General features: G+C 69.6%; 1 protein-coding gene. It reads left to right on the top strand.

The window, feature by feature from the left end; translation table 11 throughout:
* Nucleotides 1-12: 12 nt before the first annotated feature.
* Nucleotides 13-1,319 (top strand): aldehyde dehydrogenase family protein (locus U9980_RS08895; protein ID WP_322767490.1); only part of this gene is annotated, 1,307 nt, incomplete at its 3' end.

Below are 1,319 nucleotides of genomic sequence, written 5' to 3'. Positions count from 1 at the left end.
GCGGTGGCGCCGATGACCTTCGACTCGGTCAACCCAGCGACCGGTACGACGATCGCGACGTTCCCGGTGCACGGCGCCCAGGAGGTGCGCGCCGCGGTCGAACGCGCGCGCAGCGCCACCAGATGGTGGTCCGAACTCGGCGTCAACGGCCGCCGGACGCGCCTGCTGGCCTGGAAGAAGGCACTGTACGACGCCCTCGACGAGCTCGCCGACCTCGTCCACCGGGAGAACGGCAAGACCATCCATGAGGCTGCCCTGGAGATCGGTGCCCACCTCGACGTTCTGGGCTGGGCCGCCACCAACGCCGGGCGGGTCCTGGGTACGCACCGGGTGCGACGCGGTCTGATCACCGCGAACCAGGCCGCGTCCGTGACCTACCAGCCCTACGGGGTGGTAGGCGTCATCGGGACCTGGAACTGGCCCGTCTACACCCCGGGCGGCGCCGTCGTGTCGGCACTCGCCGCCGGCAACTGTGTCGTGTACAAACCCAGCGAGCACACGCCCGCGGTCGGGCGGTTCATGGTGGAGGCATTCACCGACGTGGTCGGCGGACGGCCGGTGCTCTCCATGGTCACCGGCCTTGCCGCCACCGGCGCCGCGCTGTGCTCGGCCGGCGTGGACAAGCTCTCGTTCGTCGGCGCCCCGGCCACCGGCAGGGCGGTGATGGCCCAGTGCGCGACGACGCTCACCCCGGTCGTCCTGGAACTGGGCGGTAAGGACGCGATGATCATTGCGGATGACGCTGATCTCGACGCGGCCGTGGACGGTGCGCTGTGGCTCGGGATCGGCAACTCCGGCCAGACCTGCATCGCCACTGAACGGATCTTCGTGACCGAGGGTGTCTACGATGCCTTCCTCGACAAGCTGGCCACTCAGGCACGAAAGATCACAGCGGGCGCCGGGGAACCATCCGGATACGGCCCGATGGTTCTCCACGGCCAAATCGAGCTCGTGCGTCGCCACCTCCACGACGCGCTGGACCGAGGTGGGCGGGCGGTGGTCGGTGGGCCTGAGTCGCTGCGCCCGCCGTTCATCGATCCGATCGTGCTCGTCGACGTGCCGGACGACGCCCTGGCGATGACCGAGGAGACGTTCGGGCCGACCCTGGTGGTGACCCGGGTAGGTGACATCGACGAGGCCGTGGCCAAGGCCAACAGCGGCGTCTTCGGGCTCGGCGCCTCGGTGTTCTCCCGCCGGCACGGACGGGAGATCGCAGACCGACTGCGGGTGGGTATGGTCTCGGTCAACAATGTCATGATCTTCACTGCGGTCGGCGGGCTGCCGTTCGGCGGCGTCGGGCACTCCGGGTTCGGACGGGT

Origin of the sequence: Protofrankia sp. Cr1, from assembly GCF_963555865.1 — a bacterium.
Taxonomy (GTDB): domain Bacteria; phylum Actinomycetota; class Actinomycetes; order Frankiales; family Frankiaceae; genus Protofrankia.
Note: the sequence above shows the minus strand (reverse complement) of the source record. Positions and strands in the feature narration are given on the sequence as shown.